Genomic DNA, 3,144 nt, shown 5'->3' with positions numbered 1-3,144 from the left:
CGGCGCCCGGATCGAAACCGTTGCCGCCGTCGCCGAACAACCACCCCCCGGGGCCACCATCGGGGCTGCCCAGCGTGCCATCCACGCCGTTGCCGATCAGGTCCCGCCCGGTCATCGCCACGAACGGCGCGTTGATGATCGGATCGAACAGGGCGCCGAACGGACCGGTGACCCATGCTTCGCCGAGGTCGTGAATCGAGCCGTAGACTTCCGCCTGGAACAAGCCCGCGAGCACGACCTCGATCGTCGATATCAGGGTGTAGCCCGCCGACCCGATGAGATCCGATGAGTCCGCCGCCGCCAACGCGGGCGCGACCGGAACGTCAGCGTCCGCGCCGGGGCCGACGGCTTCGGCGACGGAGACGACGCCAGCGATGAAATCGAAGGGGATCAGGTCGTCGAGATCGGCGTGCGCGGGCGGCACGGTGACCAGGGGCACCATCCCGAACGACAGCAGGCGCAAACGGCGGCCTGGACGTGACACCAGTTATCCCTCCAAAGCATCGCAAATGCGGCCGTATTCTAACAACGCCCCCGCACATGCTGCAAAGGTTAGCGGCCCTGCGGCACCGGGCTGAAATGCACACCGAGCCGGGGCGGCGCGTCGCCGCGTCTCAGCTCGTGGTAAACCTCGACCATCGACAACGGCTCGGTGGCGGCCAGCACCAACATCGACTCGCGCTGGGCAGGCTGCGGTTCGTCGAGCGTTCCCCCTGACCCGCGCCACCGTTTCACGGCCAGGTACAGCAGGATCACGACACCCCAGGACACCAGACCGAACCAGAGCTGGCTGCGCGCAGCATCGTCCAACGCCATCTGCACCAGCACCGCGATGATTCCGGTCAGGGCAAGGAAAGAAAGAAGCGGGAAGAACCACATCTTCACCCGCAACATCTCCGGTGGCGTCCGGTGGCGCAGCACGATTTGCGAAAGCGCGATCAGCAGGTACACGAACAAGACCACGGCGCCTGACGAGTTGAGCAGGAAGATGAACGCCGTGTCGGGTGCCGCCCGCGCCATGACGACTCCCGCGAAGCCCACCACCGACGACAACAGCACCGCCAGATGCGGGACACCGCGCGAGCTCAGTCTGGCCAACCGGCTCGGCGCCTCCTGCTGGGCGGCGAGCACGAAAAGCATGCGAGACGCGGTGTAGAGGCTCGAGTTCAGGCAGGAGAAGACCGCGATCAGCACCACCGTGTTCATGATGTGGTCGGCACCCGGGATCCGCATCTCCTTCAACGCCGCCACATAGGGCGACGCGCCGAGTTCCCCGGACGTCCACGGCAGGATCACAACGAGCAGAAAAACCGAGCCGACGAAGAAGATCGCAATCCGAACGATCACCGTGTTGGTTGCTCGCCGGACCGCACGCTGAGGGTCGGGGGTCTCGGCGGCGGCGATGGTGGCGATCTCCGCACCCATCATGGAGAACATCACCACCACGACGGCCGCGAAGACACCGCTGAGGCCATTCGGCATGAATCCGCCGTGTGCGCTGAGGTTGTGAAAATCCATGTTGTGACCTGGCCACAAGCCCAGCACGAAGGTGGCCCCAAGCCCCAGGAATACCACAATGGACGAAACCTTGATCACGGCGAACCAGAATTCGAACTCACCGAACGAAGCGACTGAGAACAGGTTGGTGGCGGTCATCGTCACCATCAGGATCAAGGCGGCCAACCACGTCGGCGCACCGAACCAATAGGTGATGACCTTGCCGCCGGCGACGGCCTCGAAACCGACCACGATCACCGAGAAATACCAATACAGCCAACCAGCCGAGAATCCGGCCCAGTCGCCCAGGGCTTTTCTCGCATAATCTGCGAACGACCCCGTGGATGGGTTGGCGCTGGCCATCTCACCGAGCATTCGCATGACCAGGATGACCAGCGCACCGCAGGCCGCGTAGGTCAGAAACGCCGCGGGACCGGCTGAATTGATCACCACACCAGACCCGATGAACAAACCGGCGCCGATCACACCACCGATGGCGATCATGTTGAGCTGACGCTGCGACAATCCCTGGCGCAGTTGCGATATGAAAACCATGCCGTCTCCGTCTCAGCGAGTCACCAAGGAAACTGCATGGCGGCCAAGGGGTGGGTGAGATGGGTTCCGTGTCCGCGCATGGCCGGACGCTAGCATTCAGATCGGGCTCAACGGCAGCGACGCGGCCCTTCGGTTACCGAACTCTCATCGCACCGTTACCGAACGCAGCCGATGGGCAGCGGCGACCGCGGGATGGGCCGCGGCGCGCCTTTGCGGGCAACGCTGTTCAGCGCGGGATGATGACGCTCATGCCCGAGTTGACCCGCCGTGCGGTACTGCGTTTCGGCGCCGGCGCGGCCGCCGGCGCGGCGGGCGCCTACCTGGCGAGCGCGTTACTGAATCCGGTTGAGCCCCAGGCGTCGCCGCCGTCGGCGCCAACCGTTCCGTTCGAGCCGGTACCGGCGGGCAGCGCCCTGCCGACCCGGCTGTCCGGATCGTTTGTCTCCGCGGCGCGCGGCGGCACCGAAACCAACTGGATCATCGTCCGGCCGCCGGGCCAGACCACGCCGCTGCGGCCGGTGATCGCGTTGCACGGCAGGGGTAGTAGCGCGGCCGGAGTGATGGATCTCGGTATCGAGGACGGCCTTGCCCAGCTGGTACAGACGGGCCGGCCGCCGTTCGCCGTGGTCAGTGTCGACGGCGGCGACACCTACTGGCACCGTCGGGCATCGGGTCAGGACTCCGGGGCGATGGTGCTCGACGAACTGATCCCGATGCTGTCCGCCAAGGGCCTGGACACCTCCCGAGTCGGGTTCATGGGCTGGTCGATGGGCGGGTACGGAGCACTGTTACTTGGCGCCCGCCTCGGTCCGGAGCGGACCGCGGGGATCTGCGCGATCAGCCCCGCGTTGTTCATGACGTACTGGGGCGCAACGCCGGGGGCGTTCGACAGCATCGACGACTGGCGGACGAACTCGGTGTTCAGGCTGCCGCAGTTGGCGTCGATCCCGATCCGGGTGGACTGCGGCACCGGTGACCGCTTCTACCCCGCCGCCCGTCAATTCGCCGGGCAACTGCGCACGCCGCCGGCCGGTGGGTTTTACCCGGGTGGGCACGACGTGTCGTTCTGGCGCGAGCACCTGCCGTCGGAGC

The 3,144-nt window shown here is 66.1% G+C and carries 2 protein-coding genes and 1 pseudogene; 1 reads left to right on the top strand and 2 read right to left on the bottom strand.

Features of this window, described 5'->3' with window-relative positions; genetic code table 11:
* Positions 1–463, bottom strand: a pseudogene (locus AC2VON_RS10480) (hypothetical protein); the annotation flags it as partial.
* Between the two features lie 89 nt (positions 464–552).
* Complete coding sequence (locus AC2VON_RS10475) at positions 553–2,052, bottom strand: amino acid permease (RefSeq protein ID WP_486952897.1); 1,500 nt, start codon at positions 2,050–2,052, stop codon at positions 553–555.
* Positions 2,053–2,288: 236 nt separating this feature from the next.
* Between AC2VON_RS10475 and AC2VON_RS10470 the strand changes: the two genes are divergently transcribed.
* Positions 2,289–3,144, top strand: an 856-nt coding sequence (locus AC2VON_RS10470; RefSeq protein WP_486952896.1) for an alpha/beta hydrolase, incomplete at its 3' end; no start/stop codon positions are given.

This window comes from Mycobacterium sp. TH-M82 (assembly GCF_057473605.1).
The sequence above is the reverse complement of the archived record's forward strand: the minus strand, read 5'-3'. Positions and strand labels throughout refer to the sequence as shown.

Coding starts and splice junctions, on each gene's coding strand:
- AC2VON_RS10475 (WP_486952897.1), bottom strand. CDS start 2,052: ATGGTTTTCATATCGCAACTGCGCCAGGGATTGTCGCAGCGTCAGCTC.